The sequence below is a fragment of the Bacillus sp. B25(2016b) genome, assembly GCF_001679765.1.
GTDB classification, from domain to species: domain Bacteria; phylum Bacillota; class Bacilli; order Bacillales; family Bacillaceae_G; genus Bacillus_A; species Bacillus_A thuringiensis_K.
This window is the reverse complement of the sequence record NZ_CP016285.1, coordinates 4344022-4364205: the sequence shown is the minus strand read 5'-3', so window position 1 is coordinate 4364205 and position 20184 is coordinate 4344022. Positions and strand designations below refer to the sequence as shown.

Here is a 20184-nt window from a genome sequence, read left to right as displayed (position 1 = left end):
CTTTTTTATGCTTTATGTTGGGACAACATGTGTCGGTAATACGTTCATAATAGATTGGGTTATGCCTAATTTCTTTGTCGTTAAAAGAGGCTCCCCTGTCTCATGATTTTGGGCATCTTTACACATACCAAGGTGATAACGATCACCTAAAAATGGATCAATATAAAAACCATTTTTGAATACTTTATCATTCGGATGTTTTTCATGGTGAATATCAGAGCAGTTAATGCAATAGAACATAGCGTTCAACCCCTTTTTATTTTGTTTGAAAAAAGTGAGTCGGTAGTCATTTCGCTCCTAAGGAAATGTTGAGGAGAAGAGAAATAACTACCTACTCAAATGGTGGGCATATTCCTTCTGATTTTTCATATCCCGCGTAGTGTCCCTGAGGGAAGGAGGAGAGACGAAATACGCATGATATACGTAAGGCGCTTCTTTCAAGATGAATGATGGAGTTTCATGTTGAGAGAAGTTTTTATTTTTTGTTGCCTTTGTGAGTATATTATGAGGAAATGTGCAGAGGGTGTTTGTCCTGTTGAAAAAATGTTGAGAATTTCTCAACAGTAAAAAAGAATTAGCTTTGACATGAAACTAAAAGGTGTTATATTATCTAAATGAAACCAAAAGGTGTTATATTTGAGTGCTGAATAAAGGAGAATGAAAATGGAACAACAAAATACATTAACTGATATTAAACAAACGATCGTTTTTAACGCGTCTATTCAAAAAGTATGGAATGTAGTATCGACTGCAGAGGGGATTGCATCATGGTTTATGCCAAATGATTTCGAATTAAAGGTAGGACATGAATTTCATGTGCAATCACCATTTGGGCCATCACCATGTAAAGTGCTAGAAATTGATGAGCCAAACCACCTATCTTTCTCATGGGATACAGATGGCTGGGTTGTTTCATTTAATTTGAAAGACCTAGGAGATAATAAAACAGAATTTACATTAATTCACGGCGGCTGGAAACATCCTGATGAAATTCTTCCGAAAGCGAATGCGAAGAGCTCTATTATTCGCGATAGAATGAGCGGCGGCTGGGTAGCGATTGTAAATGAAAAACTGAAAAAGGTTGTCGAAGGCTAAGTGTCCTTATCAGCAGCAAAATATGATGTATTTCAAGCAATTGCTGACCCAACCCGCCGAGAAGTAATACGGTTATTAAGTGATAAAGAGTTACCGATTTCCAAAATAACGGATCACTTTCCTATGAGTCGTACTGCGGTTGTAAAACACCTTCATATTCTTTCAGAAGCGAATTTAGTAAGCGGAAGAAAGAGCGGAAGAGAGAAGATATATCGTTTGCATCCAGAACCATTAGAAGAATTACAACAGTGGCTCTCGTATTATGAACGTTTTTGGGATAATAAATTATCCATGCTGAAACATATTGTGGAGAATGAAGAGTAAAAAGAGGATGACCAAAATGGTCATCCTTTTTATTGTTGCTCACTTGTTTGTGTAGCGGGCTTTAATAAAAGCCAAGCGATAATTAATGTACATACTGCTAATACGAAAGTGCTCATATAAATGACGTGTACACTTGCTGCTAATGCGGATTGTGATTCAGTTGCTACACTTGCTGTAGCCCCGCCGTGTCCGCCAGATACAAGATCAAGGTTTTTAATGCCACGTGCGTGAATCATCGTATTGAAGATTGTTCCAAAGATTGCAGCACCTAACGTTTGACTAAATGTGTTAATAAATGTGTTTAAACCAACGGCTGTTCCGCGTGTATGAGCTGGTACAGCTGCTTGAATTGTTACCATGTAAATCGGTGTCACAAGCCCCATTCCTAAGCCAAATAATCCGACTGCTACATAAATAAGGAACGATGGTGAATGTGTTGATAATGTAAATAATAAGAACGTAGCGACTGATAAAATGCTAGCTCCAAGTAAAATGATTTGTTTCGTTTTTAATTTGCCTACTAAGTTACCAGAGAAGATAGCACCAAATGTCCACATAACAGGAATTGGCATTAAAATAAGTCCGGCTTCCGTTGCATTTTTTCCTAATACACCTTGGCTCCAAATTGGAAGGTACATTGTAATACTAATAATCATTGCGCCAGCAATAAGCGTTAATATGTTTATTGTAGATAATGTACGGTTAGAGAAAAGTGCTAGCGGAATTAATGGTTCCGGAGATTTTTTCTCGATGAATAAGAAAATAATGAATGAAACGACGGCGAAGATTAATAGGCCGATAATTGTTATGTCTCCCCAGTTTTGCTTACTGCTACCTGTTAATAATGCGTATAGTAGAGCGATCGTACTTAATGAGAAGACTGTTGCACCAAGATAGTCGATATGGTGTTTAGCGGGCTTAATAGATTCTTTGTAGTAAATGGCAATCATTAAGCAAGCGATAATGCCGAATGGAACGTTTAAGAAGAAAATATAACGCCAAGATAGGGAGTCAACTAAAAATCCACCTACTAACGGTCCGATAACACCAGATACACCCCAAACGGCACTCATCCAGCCCTGTGCTTTCGCGCGGTCTTTCGCTTCGCTATATAAGTCTCCAATAATTGTCATTGTAATCGGCATAACAGCACCAGCACCGATACCTTGAAGAGCGCGGAAGAAAATTAATTGTTCCATCGATGTAACGACTCCGCAAAGTGCAGAACCGACTAAAAAGATTGTAGCTCCGATAAGTAAAACTTTTTTACGGCCAAACAAATCAGCAAGCTTTCCGTATATTGGAGTCGAAACAGCTGTTGCAAGCATATAAATTGCATATACCCAACTAACAAGTTCGACGCCTGACAAATCACTCGTTATACGAGGGATTGCTGTACTAACAATCGTTCCTTCTACTGCAGAAAGAAACGTCATTAGCATTAAAGACATCATGACTTTTTTTCTCATACGTTTTCCCCTTACCCTTTTTCAAATATTCAACAATATAAAATATAAAGGTACTAAGGTATATAAAGCAACAAAAAAGCAATGGGAAGTTAAGGGGAGGGGATATTTGGCGTTTTTTGTCGGTAAGTCGATATATTTGAAAAATCGCCTATATAAGTAGTAGAATCGCTGATATATTTACAGAATCGCCGATATAATTTCATGTACTTATAAAAAAAGAAACAGGAATCCCTGTTTCTCGGTTTAATATTGCATTTTCGCGTTTTCTCCAGCTGTTGTTCCGGCAATTCTACCAGTAACAAGAGCAGATGTAATATTATAGCCACCAGTATAACCGTGAATATCAAGAACTTCCCCACAGAAATATAAGCCGTTCGTGAATTTAGAAGACATTTCTTTCGGATTAATTTCTTTAACGGATACACCGCCGCCAGTCACGAATGCTTTTTCAATTGACTGCGTACCATTTACATTCACAGTAAATTCTTTAAAGTCTTTCACAAGTGCACGAATCTTTTCGTGAGAAACTTGTCCAGCTTGTTCGCTGCCATCAATTTCATTTTTTTCTAATAAGAATAGGAAGTAACGCTCAGGTACATAACCTTTTAACACGTTTTTAATTCCTTTTTTCGGATCTTCTTTCATTTGTTTCAGCATGCGTTGGAATAGTTGTTCACTATTTTCGTCTGGCAATGCATCGATACTCATTTGAATGGTATTTGTTTTGAACTTTTTCAGTGCTTTCACGACGAATTGACTACAGCGAAGTGCAGCAGGACCAGATAGGCCGAAATGAGTGAAGAGCATGTCCATTTTGTGAGAAATAATAGTTTTTCCTTTCGGGTTTAATACGCTTAAGTTTACATCGCGTAAAGCTAGACCTTGTAAGGAGCGATCAAGAATAAATGGTTCGTTTGAAAGGATTGGTACTTCTGTTGGGAATAATTCTGTAATTGTATGCCCGGCTTTTTTAGCCCAAGCATATCCGTCTCCAGTAGATCCAGTTTGAGGAACAGATTTTCCACCAACAGCGATAACGACGTGATTTGTTTCTAACACTTCGCCAGTTTGTAGTACAACTGCTTTCGTTTGACCATTCTCATATTCAATCGTTTCAACGGGTGTATTCGTACGGATTTTTACACCTAAGTCTTTTAATCGTGTTAAAAGTGCGTCTACTACCGATTGTGCTTTATTTGATACAGGGAACATGCGACCATGATCTTCTTCTTTCAGTTTTACACCGAGATTTTCGAAGAATGTAATAATATCTTCATTATTGAAAATAGAAAAAGCGCTGTATAAGAAGCGGCCATTTCCTGGTATATGTTTAACGATCTCATCAAGTGGTAGACGGTTCGTTACGTTACAACGGCCGCCACCTGAAATTGCAAGTTTACGCCCTAGTTTATTTCCTTTATCAAGAAGTAAGACGCTTGCGCCTTCTTCTGCAGCACCGATTGCAGCCATTAGCCCAGAAGGACCGCCGCCGATGACAATAACATCATAATGCATAATATATCGACCTCATTTTCTACATTTCCTGCCTAAAAGAATAGCATGTTTTCCCTTAAAAGAAAAATAGAGTGAAGTACTGCTTAATGAGAGAATTGTGGTACAATACAAAAGTTAGAGTTCAGTACTATCCTGCCATTTGTAGGTGATAAGACTAAAACCTCAAGATTTAGGAGAAGTAAATAGGGAGTTTGTTAGCCTGTAAATGCTCGAATGGTTCAACTAATAAGGAGTAGGAGAGAAGTCTCCAACTAATTATAGTTTCACTTTATGTAGATGTAGGAGGATTTTTGTATGTCCGATTCGAAATTTCTGCGCGGAACGCTTATTGTTACGCTAGGGACATTTTTAGTAAAGTTCTTAGGCATGATTTACGTCTTTCCGTTTCATGCATTAGTAGGAACAGAAGGCGGAACGCTCTATACATATGGATACATTCCATATACGATCTTTTTAAGTATCGCAACGGCAGGTGTGCCACTTGCTGTTTCAAAATTTGTTTCCAAATATAATGCGCTTGGCGATTATAAAACGAGCCGGAGAATGTTCCGCTCGGGAATGGTTATGATGATAGTAACAGGAGTTCTTTCGTTCCTAGTACTGTACATGACGGCGCCATTGTTTGCAGAAGCGATGCTTGGTAAACAAAGTATACACAATAATGTAGGAGAAGTTACGACGATCATTCGTCTTGTAAGTTTCGCACTTATTGTTGTACCAGCAGCGAGTTTAATTCGTGGTTATTTCCAAGGTCACCAGTCTATGGGACCAACTACCGTTTCACAAATTATTGAACAAATTATTCGTATCGTCTTTTTATTAGCAGGTAGTTTTATCGTTATTAAAGTACTTGGCGGTACAGTTGCAACAGCAGTTGGAGTAGCGACATTTGCTGCGTTCGTTTCAGCGGTTGGAGCACTCGGAGTGTTAATTTGGTACTGGTTAAAACGTAAAAAATATTTGGATCAATATTTAATTGAACAAACTGTACCAGAGTCAACAGTAAGCACCGTTCAATTGTTTAAAGAATTATTTGCATATGCGATTCCTTACGTTGTAATTGGGTTAACAATTCCTTTATATCAACAAATTGATACATTGACATTTAACTCAATTATGCAGGCGATTGGTCAAGGTGATATCGCAGAGCGAGCCCTCGGTATTTTCACAATGTGGACGCATAAGTTAATTATGATTCCTGTATCACTTGCGACAGCGTTTAGTTTAACGCTTGTACCAGCAATTACAAAATCATTTACTGAAAAACAATACCGCTATTTGAAATTACAAATTACACAAACATTCCAGGCGAATATGTTTTTAACATTGCCAGCAGTTGTCGGTATTTCTTCACTGGCATATCCAATTTATACTGCGTTTTACGATTCAGATCCACTAGGTGGACAAGTATTAATGTGGTATGCACCAGTTGCGTTGTTATTCGCTTTATTTACAGTAACAGCGGCAATCCTGCAAGGTATTAACCAGCAGAAGCATGCGATTATTGCGCTTATAATGGGCGTTATTTTGAAATTTGTATGTAACGTAATCTTTATTCGTTATTTCGGTACAGTAGGAGCAATTCTAGCGACAGCAGTTGGTTTCTTAGCTTCTGTTTGGTACACAAATCAACAAATTAAAAAATACGCACACTATTCATTCGGTGTTGTATATAAAAGAACATTCCAAATTGCAGTACTGACACTTATAATGGTCGTTACTGTAAAACTATCACAATGGATTCTATCCTTCATGATTTCGCCTGATGGCCGTATTGGTGCTCTTATAACAGTTGCGATTTGTGCAGGTATTGGCGGTTTTGTTTATGGATTGTTAGCAATTCGCACAGGAGTACTTGAAAGAGTATTTGGCGGAGAAGCATTAGATAAAATTCAACGTAAACTTGGTAGTAGATTTAAAATAAAGTTGAAATCAAGAGGGGCGTAATTACGTCCCCTTTTCTATGATAAATAAAGAAGGTGAAAAACGTGAGATTAGATAAATTATTAGCGAATATGGGATATGGAAGTAGAAAAGAAGTAAAGAAATTATTGAAAGATGGCGTTGTGAAAATTGATGGAACGCCAGTAAAAGATGCAAAAGTTCATGTAAATGTAGAAGAGCAAGAAGTTATGATTCACGGTGAAGTTGTGGAATACAAAGAGTTTGTTTACTTAATGATGCATAAACCACAAGGTGTTATTTCAGCGACGGAAGATGATAATCATGAAACAGTAATAGATTTATTAGAATTAGAAGATGCTATCTTTGATCCGTTCCCAGTTGGACGACTTGATATCGATACGGAAGGTTTCTTATTGATAACAAATGATGGGAAGTTATCGCATCAATTATTATCTCCGAAAAAGCATGTGCCGAAAAAATATTATGCACACGTTGCAGGAGTAGTAACAGAAGAGGATGTAAAAGAGTTTGCTAAAGGTGTTATTTTAGACGATGGCTATGAAACAAAGCCAGGTGCACTTACAATATTGAAAAGCGATGATATTTCTGAAATTGAGCTTGTGATTACGGAAGGGAAATTCCATCAAGTGAAGCGTATGTTTGAAGCGGTAGGGAAAAAAGTAGTCTACCTAAAGAGAACAGAGATGGGTCCGTTAGTATTAGATGAGGAACTAGAACTTGGACAATACCGAGAGCTAACAGATGAAGAAGTAGAAATGTTAAAAACATATCAAGTAGATACTGAAAAGTAGTACCTTTATAGGCGCAGAAAAGACCCCTTTCTAATTATTAGAAAGGGGTATGTATTTATTTACCATACAATTATTTTTCGTTATGAGGTCATTCTCACTTTCTTTCCTGTTGTTGTCCACTTACCGCGGCAAGGGCTATACACGAGTTCATTAAACTGCAACACATTTAGATCACGTTGTATCGTTCGCGGTGTGATCCCGAACTCATCTACAAGGTCTTTCGTCGTTACCGTTCCGTTTTCATTGATGTACATATAAATTGATTTAATGCGTGTTAGCATACGAGTAGTTGTAGGTTTCAAGAGAAAACCACTCCTCTACTAGTTTTTTTGACCCCATTCAGGAAAGAAGGTCGTTACTACCATTGTACTCTACATGATAAAATTCATGCTTTAATCTACTTAAATTTTACAGAAATTTAACAAATATTCATATAGAAAAATATTGGTAGTTGACATTGTATATATGGTCAGTCAACTAACACATAAAATTCTACGTAAAACGCCAAATTCCTGCAAATTTTTTTAGAAAAATAAAAGAAAAACTAATGAGAAATATCTGAAATATTACAATTGTTCGGTATTTGATTTTCGTGTATGGCATAAGAGATTTCGGTTTGTTATGATGAAAGAAACAATATAGTGAAGGATGGATGCGTGATGTCAGCAATTAATTGGACAGAAGAAGTTGCAAAACGAAAAGATGACTTAATTCGTGATACACAACAATTTTTACAAATTAAAAGTGTATGGGAAGAAGAGTCAGCGAAAGAGGGCGCACCATTCGGTGAAGGTGTAGAAAAAGCTTTATCTTTCATGTTACATAAAGGAGAAAATGAAGGTTTTACTTCTAAAAATTTAGAAGGATATGCAGGTCATCTTGAAATGGGACAAGGAGAAGAGTTAGTAGGTATTCTTTGTCACGTTGACGTTGTACCAGAAGGAGATGGCTGGACAACTCCTGCATATAGTGCAGATATTCGCGACGGAAAGATTTTTGCGCGTGGTGCAATTGACGATAAAGGTCCAACGATGGCAGCATATTATGCGATGAAAATTGTGAAAGAATTAGACTTACCTCTTTCAAAACGTGTTCGTATGATTATAGGAACAGATGAGGAAAGCAATTGGAAATGTGTAGATCACTACTTTAAAAATGAAGAAATGCCAACGATTGGTTTTGCACCAGATGCAGACTTTCCAATTATTAATGCAGAAAAAGGAATTTCTGATATACAAGTTGTGCAAAATGGTAGTGAAGAGAAAAAAGGTACATATGAACTTGTTTCATTTGATTCAGGGCGCCGTTTAAATATGGTCCCTGATTTTGCAGAAGCGGTTATTACAGGAGAAGATGTAAATGCACTTACAGTAGCATATGAAGAGTATTTACAAACTGCTAAAAAAATAGGGAAATCGACTATAGAAGGAAATACAGTGAAGTTGCAAATAGAAGGAATTTCAGCGCACGGATCTACTCCTGAAAAAGGAGAAAATGCAGGTTTATTATTAGCAAACTTCTTAACTACAGTTTCACTTGATGGAAAAGCAACTGCATTTGCGACATTTGCAACAGAAACATTTACTGGTGATATTTTTGGTGAAAAAGCTACTATTGCTTATAAAGATGAAATTAGCGGTCCGTTAACAGTGAATGTCGGTCGCATTTCTTATACGAAAGAAAACGGTGGTAACTTAGGGCTAAACGTACGTTACCCAGTTACAACTAACTTTGAAGAAACAATTGTGAAGTTGAAAGAATATGTTGGTACGCATGGTTTTGAAGTGGCTGACTATTCTAATTCTCGCCCACATCACGTCGATAAAAATCACGTATTAATCCGTACGTTACAACGTGTGTATGAAGAACAAACGGGTGAAAAACCAGAACTATTAGCAATCGGCGGCGGTACTTATGCTCGTTCATTAAAAGCTGGTGTGGCATTTGGCCCGCTGTTCCCTGGAAAAGAAGAACTTGCGCATCAAAAAGATGAGTATATCGAAATTGAAGACTTATTAAAAGCAACAGCAATTTACGCGCAAGCAATTCATGAATTAGCGAAGTAATGGATATATAAATAATGTCCGCTCTCTATTTTGGAGAGCGGCTTCTTTTTACCTGAATGAGATAAGAAAGAAAAGCAACAATAGAAAGAAGGAGAAGATGTACATGGAACTGCATTATTTTGTCGCAATTACGTTACCGAATCATATAAAAGAAATGCTGTCTAACTATAAAGAGGACATGCAAGAGGAATTGCAATTTCGTTCATGGGTACATAAAGAAGACTATCATATTACCCTTTCATTTTTAGGGAGTGCAACGGAGGAACAGTTAGAGGGAATAAAGAATGGATTACAAACAATTGCAGAAACAAAAGAACTATCGTTCACGTTACAAGGTTTTTCAACGTTTGGTAGGGAAGATCAGCCCCGTATTTTTTGGGCGAAGGTAAGTGAAAATCACGATTTGTTTCAGTTGCAAAAGCAAATACATGCCATTTGTGAAGAAAATGGATTTTCTCTAGAAACACGCCCGTATCACCCGCATATTACCGTTGCTCGTAAATGGATAGGAGAAGAAAAGTTCGATTTAGAACTTATAAAAGAAGTGCCTAAAATATCATTTCAAGCAGATACAATTACTTTATACGAATCCCACGTGAAAGAAACCCCGAAGTATAAATCGATTGCTGAAATAAAATTACAAAAATAGAATGTTGAAAACGTTTTTTATGCAGGTGAATATACTATAGAGAAGAATGGAGTTACTGTATAGAGTCTTGTTGATAAGAAAAGTCTTATCATTTGCAGCTCATTTTATCTCGCCTAATTGGTGAAGGCTAATAATAAGTGAGGATCGAAAAGTTTTCTCGCTCATTAAAGTTTCACTTTATTTTAACTTTGAGAATGATGGTGATTTTTTTATGTTGAAAGTAAAACGTCCATTTGATGCCTATTTAGATGAAATGAATAAAATTACAATTTTGCTCCCACATGCGTATGGAACAAGTCGGACATTTCGTTTGCAAGAAGGAAGTAATGTGAAAGATTTACCGATTGCTCATACTATTGCGCTTCCAGATGCAACGAAGTATGAGTGCTTTATAGAAGAGCCGCTAGATGTGGGGAAGTATTATACAGTACGAGATGAACGGAATGAAGAAACTGATTTACAAATAGGTGCTGTTATTCGAACGACAATTTTCGATGAAAAGTATTATTACGAAGGTACAGATTTAGGTGCTGTGTATCAAAAAGAAGAAACGACATTTAAAGTATGGGCCCCAACTGCAAGGCTTGCGAAAGTAAGAATTTATAAGAGTGATAAAGAATATATCGATCATGAAATGTACAGGGGAGAAAACGGAGTTTGGATTCAAACATTACAAGGTGATTTAGACGGAGCACGCTATACATTTCTTGTTTGTATTAATTTAATATGGAACGAAGCTGTGGATCCTTATGCAAAGTCGGTGACGGTAAACGGAAAACACGGTGTTGTTATCGATTTAGAAAAAACGAATGTAACAAGACGAGAGGGATTACCAACATTACAATCAATGACAGATGCCATATTGTATGAACTGCATATTCGTGATGCGACTATACATCAAAATAGTGGAGTAATTCAAAAGGGAACATATAAAGGATTGATGGAGGATGGAACAACAGGACGGAACGGGGCGTTAACAGGGTTGTCTCATATAAAAGATTTAGGTGTTACACATGTTGAACTATTACCTTTATATTGTTTCGGTGGTGTAGATGAGGCGAATCCTTCATCCGCCTATAATTGGGGATATAATCCATTATATTACAATGCACCAACAGGATTTTATGCTACAAACCCCTCTGATCCGTATAACAGGATAGTTGAGTGTAAACAACTAATCGAAACATTTCATGAACAAGGTATTAGGGTGATTATAGATGTTGTATATAATCATGTTTATGAAAGAGAGCTATCATCATTTGAGAAGCTTGTTCCAGGATATTATTTTCGTCATGGTGAAGATGGTATGCCTTCTAATGGGACGGGAGTTGGAAATGATATAGCATCTGAACGGAAAATGATGAGGAAATTCATTGTAGAGTCTATTTTATATTGGCTTACTGAATACAATGTCGATGGATTCCGATTCGACTTAATGGGAATTTTAGATGTTGATACAATGAATATGATAGAAAAAGAAGTGCGAAACATAAAACGAGATGCTTTGTTATTAGGGGAAGGATGGGATTTACAAACACCGCTTCCTGCCAAAGAAAAAGCAACGTTAAATAATGCGAAGAAAATGCCACATATCGCGCAGTTTAATGATCAATTTCGTGATGGGATAAAAGGGAGTACATTTCATATAAATAAGCGTGGTTTTGCATTTGGTGGGCATGTAGACTGTAACCATTTGCAGTATATTGCAGCAGGAAGTCTTTTAAGTATGAAAGAAACGGGGCTGTTTCTAGAGCCGGCGCAAAGCATTAACTATGTAGAATGTCATGATAATATGACGATGTGGGATAAACTAGTGCGCAGTAATGAAGAATCAGAAGCGATTTTGAAAAAACGTCACCTGTTGGCGAGCGCGATGGTTATTCTTTCACAAGGCATTCCTTTCTTACACGCAGGGCAGGAGTTTTATCGTACGAAGAAAGGAAATGAAAATAGTTATAATGCAAATGATGAGATCAATCAATTAGATTGGGATCAAAAAGAGAAAGAGATAGAGACCGTTAACTATATAAAAGGTTTAATTGCGATTCGTAAAGAGCATGGGGCATTCCGATTACAAAACGCAGACCTTATAAAAAAACATATGACTTTTTTACAAACATCTACAGAAGTACTTGCATATCATCTAGAGCATGCAGAATCGTTTGGGCCGTGGAAAGAGATTGTCGTCTTATTTAATAGCTGTTTAGAAGCCAAAACTGTGCAGCTTCCGAAAGAAGCAACGTGGCATGTGTTAGTAAACGAAAACGAAGCGAAAATAGAGCCAATTTCTTCATTTAGAGGAAAGGAACTTAAGCTGGCTCCAATTAGCACGTATATATTGACGATAATGTGACAAATCGCTACTTGACGATGAGAATGTAATAAATGTAGAATTGACAAAGGTGACGATTTTGATAAGTTGTCATTCTATGACAGGTTTTGTAAAATAAAATAGAGGATTTTTGGCTTAGGCTAATTTTTCTTTTCATTTACAGTAAAATATATGAATCCACAACATATGTAGAAATGTTGCGGTTTTTCTTTTCATAACTATAAAAGATAAGGATTTGTTAACGGGTAATGAATATGGAATGGTTGGAACAATTATTAGGAAAAGAGTGGAGTCTTGTACCGGCTGGTGGAGTAACGGGCGATGCATATATTGCGCAAAACGGACAACAGAAGTTATTTTTAAAGCGGAATACATCGCCCTTTTTAGCGGTATTGTCAGCAGAAGGAATTGTTCCAAAATTACTTTGGACAAGAAGGGTAACGAATGGTGATGTAATTTCTGCTCAAAAATGGCTTCCGGGACAGAAGCTAGAGCCAGAGGATATGAAACTAGAACGTGTTGCGAAACTTTTGAAGAAAATACACTCCTCTAAAGCGCTTGTACAGATGATTCAAAGACTTGGGAAGCAGCCGCTTCACGCACAAGAGTTATTACAACAGCTGCAACTTGTTTTAAGAGGAGATATAAGGGATGATGAAACAATTCAGCAAGGCCTTCAATATTTAATGGATTCATTAAAAGCTATTGAATACAATGAATTCGTTGTATGCCATTGTGATGTAAACCATAACAACTGGCTATTGTCGGATGAAGATGAGTTGTTTTTAATTGATTGGGATGGAGCTGTAATTGCTGACCCAGCTCTAGACCTCGGTATGTTATTATATTGGTACATTCCGCGCCAGGAGTGGAGTGAGTGGCTCGGTTATTATGATATTGAAATGGATGAATCGCTGCTTAGGCGTATGAGATGGTATGTGATAGCACAAACGATTTTGTCTATTCAATGGCACACAACAAAAAAGCAGCAAGCAGAAGCTGAATATTGGCATCAATATTTACAGCAACTACTTGCTTCAGAATAATACTTAAGAAAAATTGTCCATTCCAGCAATCCACTGAGTAAGTTGTTCTTGATTATTGGAAATATGGTTGTCCAAATTAGAGGAAGATTTACCCGATTGACTATAAGAATATACATCGTTTAGCATTGCTTTAGCGTCACTACTTATATTATCGTTTGCGAGTAACGATTGAATGAGGCGCTCTAATTGCTCGCATTCTGAAACTGTCCCGCAACAATCACTTTGGTGGTTGACTAAAATATCTTTCAGCACTTCTAATTGATGTTGTTGATTAATTGGCATGAACGGATCATCCTTTCGATTGTTTTTCTCTTCAAATGTAAGAGAAAAAGCTGTTTCGTCATGGAATGTTTAATGCTGTATGTAGTTTTTATCAAAATGGTACATCTTATACTTGAAAGAAACGGACCGAGTGCTCGTACGTACTTGGTTTTTTGTTTGGTAGATTGATAAAAAAAGAAAGAAGGAATTATTCCTTTAAAATAGCTATGTAAAGAGAGGGAAACATCTATGCGTTTAAGACATAAACCGTATGCAATGGATCGAATTAATGAATATTCACATATCGTAATCGGAAACCCAGAGGAGCGCGCTGGTAGCTGGAAAGAAGTATTTGGAAACGAACAACCAATTCACATTGAAGTAGGTACAGGTCGTGGCCGCTTCATGTATGATATGGCAAAAGCGAATCCACATATTAATTATATTGGAATTGAAAAATTCACAAGTGTTGTTGTAGATGCACTTGATAAATTAATTGAAGAAGAATTACCAAACTTAAAGTTAATTAATAAAGATGCTGAAGATTTAACAGTTTTCTTTGCGAAAGGTGAAATTGATCGCGTTTATTTAAACTTCTCAGATCCATGGCCAAAGAAACGTCATACGAAGCGTCGTTTAACGTATAAAACATTTTTACGTAATTACGAAGAAGTATTAGTAGAAGGCGGAGAAATTCATTTCAAAACAGATAACCAAGGTCTATTTGAATATTCTCTTATGAGTATGGCTGAGTATGGTATGTTACTAACGTACTTAAGCTTAGATCTTCATAACAGCGACTTTGAAGGTAACATCATGACTGAATACGAAGAGAAATTCTCTAGTAAAGGTCATCGTATTTACCGAGTTGAAGCAAAATATCGTACAGAGCCTATGCAGTAATGCATAGGTTTTTTACAGCTAAAATAATCAGAATTTTATGTTAAGATTAATTGAAAGGGGGATGTGTAATGGAACAGTTACAAATTGGAGATATAAAAGTAACGTGGTTAAAAGGCGGGAATACACATTTAGATGGAGGAGCAATGTTTGGTGTTGTGCCGAAAGTACTTTGGTCACGTAAATATAAACATAATGACACAAATCATATTTATTTACGAACAGATCCGTTACTTTTGCAAACGAAAGACGGAAATATGCTCATTGATTCCGGGATAGGAAACGGTAAGTTGAATGAGAAGATGAAACGAAATCAAGGTGTAACAGAAGAATCATCGGTTTATGAATCATTAGAAAAATTAGGATTAAAGCCTGAAGATATCGACTACGTCTTGATGACACATCTTCATTTTGATCATGCATCTGGTCTAACAAAATGGGAAGATGATCACCTTGTACCAGCATTTCCAAATGCGAAAGTTTACGTAAGTGAAACAGAATGGAATGAAATGAGGAATCCAAACATTAGATCACGTAATACATATTGGAAGGAAAATTGGGAGCCAATTGTAGATCAAGTTGTTACGTTCCAGCAAAAAATAGAAATTACAGATGAAATCAAGATGGCGCATACGGGTGGTCATAGTGATGGACATGCAGTTATCACTTTGGAGAGTCAAGGGGAGACGATGCTACACTTAGCAGATCTATTGCCGACGCACGCGCATCAAAATGTATTATGGGTAATGGCATACGATGATTATCCTATGACCTCGATTGAAAATAAGCAAAAGTGGATGAAGTATGGTGCTGAAAAAGATGCTTGGTTTACGTTTTATCATGACGCGTATTATCGCGCTGTGAAGTGGAATGAGGAAGGGCATATTGTAGAAAAGATAGAGAGAAAAACGAGTATAGAAGCATAGAAAGAGGAGGTTGTTCCATCATATTTATTGGAGCAGCTTCTTTTTATTGTCGGGTTTTGTCGGTAAGTCGATATAATTGGGAAATCGCCGATATAATTTGAGTTGCGCCGATATAATTGAGGAATCGCTGATATAAAACGAGTTGCGCCGATATATTCGAAAAATCGCTGATATAATTTTAATCAATAGCCGCAATTTCAAAAAAATAAGAGGTTCACCTAATGGGAACCCTCCTTTTTATGCTGCTATAACCTCTAAAACAGTACCTGTTTTAGCATCAACTAAAAATTCAAATCGTTCTTGTATATCATCTAACATTGTTGTAAGACCGCCGCGATAAACTTCATATGCGACATCATATTTTTCAAATGTCTCTGGAACCATATGTACCCAAGAGCCAGTAATTTCACCTTTATGACTTAATGCTTGTTTCACCATTTTCAATGCTTTTTCTGAAGAAATATGGGATTGTTCTTGTACTTTGTTTGCAACGAGATAACCAGCTGCGAACCCAACGCCAAGACCTGCTACTAAACCTTTCCAGCTCATATATTCACCTCAATTCTATAAAATAAAAATAGTGTACCGATAATAATTATAAAGCAAATACAGCTAAAAAAGAAGAAACTAGAAACATTTCGAAAATTTCGTTACAATAAAAGAGGTATTCTACTAAGGTTTGAAAGAAGGGGACTTCGTGAATAAAGAGACATTACAATTATTTCGTACGTTAACAGAATTACAAGGTGCATCAGGTTTTGAACATGATGTACGCCGTTTTATGAAACAAGAATTAAGCAAATATGCGGATGAAATTGTACAAGACGGTTTAGGGAGCGTATTTGGTCTGAAAAAAGGGGACGAAACTGGCCCGCGTGTTCTTGTAGCAGGTCATATGGATGAAGTAGGTTTCATGATTACGCAAATTACGAAAAACGGAATGCTTCGTTTTCAAACGTTAGGCGGATGGTGGAGTCAAGTTCTATTAGCACAGCGTGTACAAGTTATGACGAAGAATGGTCCTGTTATTGGGGTTGTTGGTTCTATTCCTCCTCATTTATTAAGTGACGCGCAACGTGCAAAACCGATGGATATAAAAAATATGTTAATTGATATAGGTGCAGATAGTTATGAAGATGCGATTGAAATTGGTGTAAAACCAGGACAACAAATCGTGCCGATTTGCCCATTCACGCCGATGGCAAACGAAAAGAAAATTATGGCGAAAGCTTGGGACAACCGTTACGGATGTGGCCTTGCAATCGAATTGTTAAAAGAATTAAAAGATGAAACATTACCAAACACATTATACTCTGGTGCTACTGTACAAGAAGAAGTAGGTCTCCGCGGAGCACAAACAGCTGCCAATATGATTCAACCAGACATTTTTTATGCGCTTGATGCAAGTCCAGCAAACGATGCATCTGGTGACAAAACGCAGTTCGGTCAATTAGGAAAAGGTGCTCTTCTTCGTATTTATGATCGCACGATGGTAACACATAGAGGAATGCGCGAATTCATTTTAGATACAGCAGAAACAAACAACATTCCGTACCAATACTTTATTTCACAAGGTGGTACAGATGCGGGCCGTGTACATACAAGTAACTCTGGTATCCCATCAGCAGTAATTGGTGTTTGTGCACGCTACATCCATACACATGCTTCAATTTTACATGTTGATGATTATGCAGCGGCGAAAGAATTAATTACGAAGCTTGTAAGAACAACAGATAAAACGACGTTAGAGACAATTAAGAATAACGCGTAGAGAGAAGGGCTGAAGAGCCTTTCTTTTTTTGGCTTGAATAGATGACCCATCCATGTGTGGGAGCGGTCAGTGCCTAATTGGTGCTCGCATGATGTATTAAGACCCTGGATAGGAAAAGAGAGGAAGGCTGTTTTTGTATTCGAGGACGGTAATGGTGAGGAAATCCACCTTCTTTTTTAGGTTGAATAGGTGCCACGGTGATGTATGGTAGTGATTAATGTTTAATTTAAGTAGAACGAAATGATGAATTTTTATAGAGGTGAACGAAATGAAAGTAGTAGTAGGGTCAAAGAATAAAACGAAGGTTGGGGCTGTGGAGAAGGTTTGGAAAGATGCTGAAATTACATCTCTTTCTGTTCCATCAGGAGTATCAGCTCAGCCTTTCTCAGATGAAGAGACGATGGAAGGAGCGATTAATAGAGCGAAGCGAGCGCTAGAGGAAGGAGAAGCTCCAATTGGTATTGGGCTAGAAGGCGGTGTAATGAAAACGGAGCACGGTTTATTTATGTGTAACTGGGGCGCGCTAGCAACAAGTGATGGGAAAGTATTTGTGGCCGGAGGAGCGCGTATTACGTTACCAGACGATTTTTTAGCACCTCTTGAAGATGGTAAAGAATTAAGCGAAGTGATGGAAGAGTTTGTGCAGCGAAAAGATATTCGTAGTCACGAAGGTGCGATTGGTATTTTTACAGATGATTATGTCGACCGCACGGAATTATTTGTACACGTTGTTAAGTTGTTAGTTGGGCAATATAAGTATGACAAAAAGCAAGCATAAACCTTGCACCGTGCGCGATGTATGGTAGTATAAAAGAAAGATTATAACATGAAAAATGCACTCGTTAGAGGAGGAAATATAGATGAAGTCATTAGAAAGCATGGAGCAATTCCAAGATTTAAAAAATGAAGAGAATGTAGTCTTTATGTTCTCAGCAGAATGGTGCCCAGACTGCCGCTTTGTAGACCCATTTATGCCAGAAGTAGAAGAGAAATATAGTGATTTCTCATTTTACTATGTAGATCGCGATGAGTTTATTGATCTATGTGTAAAATTAGACGTATTTGGCATTCCGAGCTTTGTAGCGTACAATAAAGGTGAAGAAACTGGTCGCTATGTAAACAAAGATCGTAAAACACAAGAACAAATCGAAGAGTTCATTGAAGGTTTAAAATAAGGCAATTTGCCAATTGAATTGTAAAACAACCTCTACCTTCGCGGGGGAGGTTATTTTTTTGGAAGGGAGGAAAAAGAGATGAAGATGACAAGTAAAAAGATGAAAGGTGAGTTAATAAAGAAATTATCTCGCCCAGAATGGGACTTTCAGTATGATAGTGAGAAAGAAGTTTTACGTATTGAACAAAAAGACTCCAAAAAAGGTATTAACGTATCGCTTCCAGGAGTTGTGGCAAAATGGGAAGTGAACAAAGAAAAGGCAATTGAAGAAGTTGCTTATTACGTACAAGAAGCGCTAATTGCGATGCATAAAGAAGAAAATAGCGGAGCGAAAATTTTACCTGTTATTCGCTCTACTTCTTTCCCGAAACAAGCAGAAGAAGGAAATCCGTTTATTATGACGGATCATACGGCGGAAACACGTATTTACTATGCGTTAGATTCGAATAAAACGTATCGACTAATTGATGAGCGTCTATTACAAAAATTAGAACTTACAGAACAGCAAGTGCGTGAAATGGCATTATTCAACGCACGCTCGTTAGGTTATGAATTTAAACAAGACACAGTAGCGGGTAATACATTCTACTTTTTAAACACAAATGATGGGTATGACGCGACTCGTATTTTAAACGAATCGTTACTACAATCGATGCGTGAAAAGATTTCTGGTGACATGGTTGTTGCTGTTCCTCACCAAGATGTATTAATTATTGCTGATATCGTCAACGAAATCGGTTATGATATTATTGCACAAATGACAATGAAATTTTTTGCGGAAGGGCATGTTCCGATTACATCACTTTCATTCGTATATGAAGATGGAGAATTTGAACCAATCTTTATTTTAGCGAAAAATCGGAAGAAGACAGATGGAAAAGAGAAAGGATGAACGAAGTGAACGTTTTTTACAACCTTGAAGGAATTGGTGACACTTTAATTGTTGCCTTACAAGATATTACTTTAGAGAACCGTACTTTTGATCGCAAAGGAGATGTTGCACGCGTATACGATCGTGAAAGCAACGAGACAGCAGGATTCAACATCTTTAATGCATCTTCTTACTTAGAAGTAAAAGAAACAGGAAACCTTACATTAACGAAAGAGCTTGTAGAGAAAATCAACGAAATTTTAGCGAAGAATGGCTTTGAAGAAACAGTAGAAGCAGACCTTTCTCCGAAATTTGTTGTAGGCTATGTAGCTGAAAAAGAAAAGCATCCAAATGCTGATAAGCTAAACATCTGTAAAGTAGAAATCGGTACAGAAACATTACAAATCGTATGTGGCGCACCAAACGTTGATGCAGGACAAAAAGTTGTCGTTGCAAAAATTGGTGCTGTAATGCCAAGCGGTATGTTAATTAAACCAGCAGAACTTCGCGGTGTTCCTTCTTCTGGAATGATCTGCTCTGCACGTGAATTAGAGCTTCCAGATGCTCCACAAGAAAAAGGTATTCTTGTATTAGAAGATAGCTTTGAAGTTGGACAAGAGTTTAAATTTTAATTGATATAAGAAAAGAGAGGTTGTCCTTTTGGACAATGGTATTATCCCCTATAGGTAGACAGTAAAAAAAGAGTCCATCTGATATGATGGACTCAATACTGTTTTATCTGGAGGGGATTTTTTTATGGCAAGAAAAGGACAATCATTTCAAAAATATACAGAAGAACTAAAGCGAGAAGCAGTTCGTCTTCGATTAGAAGAGAGAAAATCATTGCGAGAAATTCGTGAACAACTCGGTGTGAAGAGCGATGCCCAGATTATTGAGTGGGTAAAACGTGCGCAACAAGGGGAGTCCTTTGATGATCAACGTGGTGTCTGGAATCGAAAGAATTTTAATAGTCTAGAAGAAGAAAATGCTTATTTGAAGGCACAGGTTGAGTATTTAAAAAAGCGCAATCCAAATCTACACGGGAAGGAATGGTCCTAAAGAAAGAAC

General features: G+C 37.2%; 21 protein-coding genes and 1 pseudogene. 16 read left to right on the top strand and 6 right to left on the bottom strand.

Annotated features, from left to right (window positions below; translation table 11 throughout):
• Positions 1-12: 12 nt before the first annotated feature.
• Entirely contained in the window at positions 13-240 is a 228-nt protein-coding gene (locus BAQ53_RS22335) for a DUF3973 domain-containing protein (protein ID WP_208906255.1), read from the bottom strand.
• Between the two features lie 423 nt (positions 241-663).
• Here BAQ53_RS22335 and BAQ53_RS22330 point away from each other — a divergent pair, with 423 nt between their 5' ends.
• Positions 664-1095: an SRPBCC family protein gene (locus BAQ53_RS22330; RefSeq protein ID WP_000437773.1), complete on the top strand. Its 432-nt coding sequence runs from the start codon at positions 664-666 to the stop codon at positions 1093-1095.
• Positions 1096-1419: an ArsR/SmtB family transcription factor gene (locus BAQ53_RS22325; RefSeq protein ID WP_029440171.1), complete on the top strand. Its 324-nt coding sequence runs from the start codon at positions 1096-1098 to the stop codon at positions 1417-1419.
• A gap of 29 nt (positions 1420-1448) precedes the next feature.
• Here the strand turns inward: BAQ53_RS22325 and BAQ53_RS22320 are convergent, their stop codons facing one another.
• On the bottom strand, positions 1449-2888 hold the full coding sequence (locus tag BAQ53_RS22320; RefSeq protein WP_001228011.1) for an MDR family MFS transporter: 1440 nt from the start codon (positions 2886-2888) through the stop codon (positions 1449-1451).
• Positions 2889-3131: 243 nt separating this feature from the next.
• Positions 3132-4403, bottom strand: coding sequence for a BaiN/RdsA family NAD(P)/FAD-dependent oxidoreductase (locus tag BAQ53_RS22315; protein ID WP_000558889.1), 1272 nt, complete (start codon positions 4401-4403; stop codon positions 3132-3134).
• A gap of 294 nt (positions 4404-4697) precedes the next feature.
• Between BAQ53_RS22315 and BAQ53_RS22310 the strand changes: the two genes are divergently transcribed.
• Positions 4698-6350 (top strand): putative polysaccharide biosynthesis protein, encoded by a 1653-nt coding sequence (locus BAQ53_RS22310; protein WP_001284031.1) that lies wholly within the window; start codon positions 4698-4700, stop codon positions 6348-6350.
• A 41-nt stretch (positions 6351-6391) separates the two neighbouring features.
• On the top strand, positions 6392-7120 hold the full coding sequence (locus tag BAQ53_RS22305; protein ID WP_001234947.1) for a pseudouridine synthase: 729 nt from the start codon (positions 6392-6394) through the stop codon (positions 7118-7120).
• A gap of 80 nt (positions 7121-7200) precedes the next feature.
• Here the strand turns inward: BAQ53_RS22305 and BAQ53_RS22300 are convergent, their stop codons facing one another.
• Positions 7201-7422, bottom strand: coding sequence for a DeoR family transcriptional regulator (locus BAQ53_RS22300; RefSeq protein WP_000805512.1), 222 nt, complete (start codon positions 7420-7422; stop codon positions 7201-7203).
• A 357-nt stretch (positions 7423-7779) separates the two neighbouring features.
• Between BAQ53_RS22300 and pepV the strand changes: the two genes are divergently transcribed.
• The 4 genes from pepV to BAQ53_RS22280 all read left to right on the top strand — a co-directional run bounded on the left by pepV (position 7780) and on the right by BAQ53_RS22280 (position 13213).
• The gene (gene pepV / locus BAQ53_RS22295) at positions 7780-9186 is read left to right on the top strand and encodes a dipeptidase PepV (RefSeq protein WP_001274248.1); all 1407 of its coding nucleotides are present in this window, start codon (positions 7780-7782) and stop codon (positions 9184-9186) included.
• Between the two features lie 103 nt (positions 9187-9289).
• Positions 9290-9835, top strand: coding sequence for an RNA 2',3'-cyclic phosphodiesterase (gene thpR / locus BAQ53_RS22290; RefSeq protein ID WP_000418983.1), 546 nt, complete (start codon positions 9290-9292; stop codon positions 9833-9835).
• A 211-nt stretch (positions 9836-10046) separates the two neighbouring features.
• Positions 10047-12188: a type I pullulanase gene (gene pulA, locus BAQ53_RS22285; RefSeq protein ID WP_000921760.1), complete on the top strand. Its 2142-nt coding sequence runs from the start codon at positions 10047-10049 to the stop codon at positions 12186-12188.
• Between the two features lie 227 nt (positions 12189-12415).
• Entirely contained in the window at positions 12416-13213 is a 798-nt protein-coding gene (locus BAQ53_RS22280) for a phosphotransferase family protein (RefSeq protein ID WP_001986674.1), read from the top strand.
• 3 nt (positions 13214-13216) lie between these two features.
• On the opposite strand, the gene BAQ53_RS22275 is transcribed toward BAQ53_RS22280, so the two are convergent.
• Positions 13217-13495: a YtzH-like family protein gene (locus BAQ53_RS22275; RefSeq protein WP_001122234.1), complete on the bottom strand. Its 279-nt coding sequence runs from the start codon at positions 13493-13495 to the stop codon at positions 13217-13219.
• Between the two features lie 228 nt (positions 13496-13723).
• Between BAQ53_RS22275 and trmB the strand changes: the two genes are divergently transcribed.
• Both trmB and BAQ53_RS22265 read left to right on the top strand, forming a co-directional pair.
• Positions 13724-14377 carry a tRNA (guanosine(46)-N7)-methyltransferase TrmB gene (trmB, locus tag BAQ53_RS22270; RefSeq protein ID WP_001239385.1) on the top strand — a complete coding sequence of 218 codons (654 nt, stop codon included), beginning with the start codon at positions 13724-13726 and terminating at the stop codon, positions 14375-14377.
• Positions 14378-14445: 68 nt separating this feature from the next.
• Positions 14446-15300: a YtnP family quorum-quenching lactonase gene (locus BAQ53_RS22265; protein WP_208906254.1), complete on the top strand. Its 855-nt coding sequence runs from the start codon at positions 14446-14448 to the stop codon at positions 15298-15300.
• Positions 15301-15537: 237 nt separating this feature from the next.
• Here BAQ53_RS22265 and BAQ53_RS22260 read toward each other — a convergent pair whose 3' ends face one another.
• Entirely contained in the window at positions 15538-15849 is a 312-nt protein-coding gene (locus BAQ53_RS22260) for a PepSY domain-containing protein (protein WP_000118541.1), read from the bottom strand.
• 148 nt (positions 15850-15997) lie between these two features.
• Between BAQ53_RS22260 and BAQ53_RS22255 the strand changes: the two genes are divergently transcribed.
• The 6 genes and pseudogenes from BAQ53_RS22255 to BAQ53_RS22230 form a co-directional block, all read left to right on the top strand.
• Positions 15998-17071 carry a M42 family metallopeptidase gene (locus BAQ53_RS22255; protein WP_001031508.1) on the top strand — a complete coding sequence of 358 codons (1074 nt, stop codon included), beginning with the start codon at positions 15998-16000 and terminating at the stop codon, positions 17069-17071.
• A gap of 268 nt (positions 17072-17339) precedes the next feature.
• Entirely contained in the window at positions 17340-17849 is a 510-nt protein-coding gene (locus tag BAQ53_RS22250) for a DUF84 family protein (protein ID WP_000869936.1), read from the top strand.
• Between the two features lie 82 nt (positions 17850-17931).
• Entirely contained in the window at positions 17932-18246 is a 315-nt protein-coding gene (locus BAQ53_RS22245; protein ID WP_000838187.1) for a thioredoxin family protein, read from the top strand.
• A 78-nt stretch (positions 18247-18324) separates the two neighbouring features.
• Positions 18325-19137 (top strand): DUF1444 domain-containing protein, encoded by an 813-nt coding sequence (locus BAQ53_RS22240; protein ID WP_208906253.1) that lies wholly within the window; start codon positions 18325-18327, stop codon positions 19135-19137.
• The gene (ytpR, locus tag BAQ53_RS22235) at positions 19134-19748 is read left to right on the top strand and encodes a YtpR family tRNA-binding protein (protein ID WP_001006761.1); all 615 of its coding nucleotides are present in this window, start codon (positions 19134-19136) and stop codon (positions 19746-19748) included. Before BAQ53_RS22240 ends, ytpR begins: the two co-directional genes overlap by 4 nt.
• A gap of 124 nt (positions 19749-19872) precedes the next feature.
• Positions 19873-20184: pseudogene (locus tag BAQ53_RS22230) on the top strand (transposase); the annotation flags it as partial.

Excerpts from the sequence above, each read along its gene's own strand:
- BAQ53_RS22335 (WP_208906255.1), bottom strand. The coding sequence starts at position 240 with ATGTTCTATTGCATTAACTGCTCTGATATTCACCATGAAAAACATCCG.
- BAQ53_RS22330 (WP_000437773.1), top strand. The coding sequence starts at position 664 with ATGGAACAACAAAATACATTAACTGATATTAAACAAACGATCGTTTTT.
- BAQ53_RS22320 (WP_001228011.1), bottom strand. The coding sequence starts at position 2,888 with ATGAGAAAAAAAGTCATGATGTCTTTAATGCTAATGACGTTTCTTTCT.
- BAQ53_RS22315 (WP_000558889.1), bottom strand. The coding sequence starts at position 4,403 with ATGCATTATGATGTTATTGTCATCGGCGGCGGTCCTTCTGGGCTAATG.
- BAQ53_RS22310 (WP_001284031.1), top strand. The coding sequence starts at position 4,698 with ATGTCCGATTCGAAATTTCTGCGCGGAACGCTTATTGTTACGCTAGGG.
- pepV (WP_001274248.1), top strand. The coding sequence starts at position 7,780 with ATGTCAGCAATTAATTGGACAGAAGAAGTTGCAAAACGAAAAGATGAC.
- thpR (WP_000418983.1), top strand. The coding sequence starts at position 9,290 with ATGGAACTGCATTATTTTGTCGCAATTACGTTACCGAATCATATAAAA.
- pulA (WP_000921760.1), top strand. The coding sequence starts at position 10,047 with ATGTTGAAAGTAAAACGTCCATTTGATGCCTATTTAGATGAAATGAAT.
- BAQ53_RS22280 (WP_001986674.1), top strand. The coding sequence starts at position 12,416 with ATGAATATGGAATGGTTGGAACAATTATTAGGAAAAGAGTGGAGTCTT.
- BAQ53_RS22275 (WP_001122234.1), bottom strand. The coding sequence starts at position 13,495 with ATGCCAATTAATCAACAACATCAATTAGAAGTGCTGAAAGATATTTTA.
- trmB (WP_001239385.1), top strand. The coding sequence starts at position 13,724 with ATGCGTTTAAGACATAAACCGTATGCAATGGATCGAATTAATGAATAT.
- BAQ53_RS22265 (WP_208906254.1), top strand. The coding sequence starts at position 14,446 with ATGGAACAGTTACAAATTGGAGATATAAAAGTAACGTGGTTAAAAGGC.
- BAQ53_RS22260 (WP_000118541.1), bottom strand. The coding sequence starts at position 15,849 with ATGAGCTGGAAAGGTTTAGTAGCAGGTCTTGGCGTTGGGTTCGCAGCT.
- BAQ53_RS22250 (WP_000869936.1), top strand. The coding sequence starts at position 17,340 with ATGAAAGTAGTAGTAGGGTCAAAGAATAAAACGAAGGTTGGGGCTGTG.
- BAQ53_RS22245 (WP_000838187.1), top strand. The coding sequence starts at position 17,932 with ATGAAGTCATTAGAAAGCATGGAGCAATTCCAAGATTTAAAAAATGAA.
- BAQ53_RS22240 (WP_208906253.1), top strand. The coding sequence starts at position 18,325 with ATGAAGATGACAAGTAAAAAGATGAAAGGTGAGTTAATAAAGAAATTA.
- ytpR (WP_001006761.1), top strand. The coding sequence starts at position 19,134 with ATGAACGAAGTGAACGTTTTTTACAACCTTGAAGGAATTGGTGACACT.